Below are 2,861 nucleotides of genomic sequence, written 5' to 3' on the forward strand. Positions count from 1 at the left end.
TCGTGGCCTGCTCCCGTCCTGTGGTGGACGCCAAGTGGATGGAGAAGTCCCGGCAGGTGGGCACTTCTGGGCAGACGGTCAAGCCCAAGGTGTACCTGGCCATGGGTATCAGCGGATCGTTCCAGCACATGGGCGGTGTGAAGGGCAATCCGTTCATCGTAGCGGTGAACAACAACCCCAAGGCGCCAATCTTCCAGGTGGCCGACGTAGGGGTTGTGGAAGACATGCTGGAGTTCATCCCCGAGCTCAAGGACAAGGTGGAAGAGCTGAAGTAGACCAACCCACATGTCTGCCCAAGCGCAGTTATGCGTACGCTAAGGAAGCATAAAAAAACAGGTCTTATTGGAGACCGCCCGGTACTCACATGCGATATCAATGTCCCATTCAGGCACAAAATTTTGCCATGCAAGTGAGTGCCGGGCAATATAGTGGAAAGCCTTGCGGGTGAAAAATCAACCTTAATCTGTCGCTCCCTCTTCTTTGTCCCCCCTTGAGGGGGGCTGGGGGGGTGTTTCTTGTATTGCGACAGATGATGAATGACAAGGCACAAGCTTTGACCGCTCCTTTCTGAGTCGAAGAGCCTGGATTCCCGTCCCGGATCGGGGTCCGGGATGACGTTCTTTCGCGGGAATGACGGGAAAAAACGAAACTCAGTTGTAGCAATAAGCATTCGCCTTTTTGTGATGTTCAGATCTGTCCTTTCAAGGCATGGGGAGAGTATGCAGATCCGGCTCAATGTCAGCAGGCATTGTGTACACACGGCAGCCAAACGGGCCTATACCCGGGCAGTGAACCAGGCCTTGAAAGGACCGCAGAGCAACGATCCGGAGCTGGAAGCCAGGATCGAGGTCCTGAAAACCGCCCTGGAAGAAATGGATCTGGCCGTCTTGCGCGGAAAGCATCCGGAGTTGGCCGGTGGAAGCGATGTGGATGTGAGACTGCATAAGGATGAGCAGGGCAGACTCAGCCTGCTGCTCCAAGGACAGGAAGTACAGGCAGTGACCATATAAAAAGGCGGCCGCAAGGCCGCCTTTTTATACTTGAGGCTTGTATCACTCCAGCGAACGTGCAGGTCCTACCCTATGTAGAGAAGAGCCAGGCTGGAGCCTGGCCAGGAAGGGCGACCGCCGGTCGCCCTTCCTGGGAATTCTGATATCACCACACACGTTTCATCCCAGATCAAACTGGGTGTCAATGGCCAGAGGTGACGCTGCTCTCTCTTCTTTCCTCTGATCTCTGACCTCCGTCTTACGGCCTTTCCAAAGTCATGGCGTAGCCCATGCCCCCGCCGATACACAAGGTCCCCAGGCCCTTGGCCAGGTTGTGCCGCTTCATGCCCATGGCCAGGGTAAGAGCGATCCTGGCCCCGGTGCACCCGATGGGATGGCCGATGGAGATCCCGCTGCCGTTGGGGTTGGTCTTGGTCTGGTCCATGTCCAGTTCCCGGATGCAGGCCAGGGCCTGGGAGGCAAAGGCCTCGTTCAGCTCCACCAGATCCACATCATTCATGTTCCAGCCGGACTTGCTCAGGGCCAGCCTGGTGGCTGGAATGACGCCCAGGCCCATATATGCCGGATCGATGCCTCCGGGAGAGAAGCTCTTGACCACGGCCAGGGGCTCCAAACCCAGGGCCTCGGCCTTTTCCCGGCTCATGAGCAGAAGGGCGGCTCCGGCGTCATTGATCCCGGAGGCGTTCCCGGCGGTGACTGTGCCGTCCTTTTTGAATACCGGGGGCAGCTTGCCCATTTTCTCCAGGGTGGTGTCCATGGGCCGTTCGTCGACATCAAACACAATGGGGTCCTTTTTGCGCTGGGGAATGGTAACCGGAACGATCTCCTCCTTGAAGGTCCCGTTTGCCGTGGCCGCCCTGGCCCGGTTGTGGCTTTCCAGACTCAGCTTATCCTGCTCCTCCCGGCTGATATTGTACAGATCGGCGATGTTTTCCGCGGTCATGCCCATGTGATAGCCGTAATAGAGCTCCCACAGCCCGTCGTGGACCATCAGGTCCCGGGCCTCGGCGTTGAACATCCGGGCCCCCTCCCGTAGCTTGGGCAGGGCGTATGGGGCCATGCTCATGTTCTCCATCCCTCCGGCGATGATCACCTCCGCGTCCCCGGAACGGATGGCCTGGACCCCCAGGGCCACAGCCTTCATCCCCGAGGCGCAGACCTTGTTCACGGTAAAGGCCGGGACCTCCTTGGGCATGCCGGCGTAGATGGTGGCCTGCCGGGCGGGGTTTTGTCCCTGTCCGGCCTGGAGCACATTGCCCATGATCACTTCATCCACCTCGATTTCCTGGTGGGCGTCGTCCCATTGCATGTATTTTGATTCCAGATCGATGCTCCCTGCGCCCTTCAGCTTGTCCGGGGCGTTGTCCAGCATGGCTTGGGAGCCCTTGGGCTTGAGCTTGGCCTTTTTCAATGTCTCCCGGATGCAGACAGCTCCGAGCTCAGCCGCCGGTACGTTTTTCAGGGTCCCCAAAAATGTGCCCACAGCTGTCCGGGCTCCGCTGACAATAACCACGTCTTTCATGAATGCCTCCTTATACTGTTCATTGGAAAAATCAGCCGAGTATGATGGGAGTGCAGATAGCACGGAAAGAAAGGAAAGGGCAAATGATTGTGCAGCGAGCCCCAGTGCGGCCAAGGCGTCCGGAAATGCCCCTGCCGTCCGGTGTTTGATGCGCAAAACGCAGGGTTCCAGATATGTTCTGAAAAAATGGTTGACGGTGAAGGCGGTTTTGTTTATACATCTCTCTGTTCACGGCGACGCCCGGTGGCTCAATCGGCAGAGCGGGTGGCTGTTAATCACGCTGGAAGCGTGATTGGCGGTTCAAGTCCGCGTTTGCAGTTCTTTATTAG

General features: G+C 57.6%; 3 protein-coding genes. 2 read left to right on the top strand and 1 reads right to left on the bottom strand.

The features are described 5' to 3' along the window. Together N902_RS18115 and N902_RS0114215 are read left to right on the top strand one after the other, a co-directional pair. On the top strand, positions 1-275 hold a 275-nt coding region (locus tag N902_RS18115), incomplete at its 5' end, for an electron transfer flavoprotein subunit alpha/FixB family protein (protein ID WP_034623057.1). A 444-nt stretch (positions 276-719) separates the two neighbouring features. Further along, on the top strand, positions 720-1,010 hold the full coding sequence (locus N902_RS0114215; RefSeq protein WP_027371448.1) for a hypothetical protein: 291 nt from the start codon (positions 720-722) through the stop codon (positions 1,008-1,010). Positions 1,011-1,248: 238 nt separating this feature from the next. Here the strand turns inward: N902_RS0114215 and N902_RS0114220 are convergent, their stop codons facing one another. Beyond that, complete coding sequence (locus N902_RS0114220) at positions 1,249-2,532, bottom strand: acetyl-CoA C-acetyltransferase (RefSeq protein WP_027371449.1); 1,284 nt, start codon at positions 2,530-2,532, stop codon at positions 1,249-1,251. Positions 2,533-2,861: the final 329 nt, after the last annotated feature.

Origin of the sequence: Desulfovermiculus halophilus DSM 18834 (genome assembly GCF_000620765.1) — a bacterium.
In the GTDB taxonomy this organism is placed as follows: domain Bacteria; phylum Desulfobacterota; class Desulfovibrionia; order Desulfovibrionales; family Desulfothermaceae; genus Desulfovermiculus; species Desulfovermiculus halophilus.

Bases quoted from the DNA above. Each gene is read 5' to 3' on its own strand.
- N902_RS0114215 (WP_027371448.1), top strand. From the start codon at position 720: ATGCAGATCCGGCTCAATGTCAGCAGGCATTGTGTACACACGGCAGCC.
- N902_RS0114220 (WP_027371449.1), bottom strand. From the start codon at position 2,532: ATGAAAGACGTGGTTATTGTCAGCGGAGCCCGGACAGCTGTGGGCACA.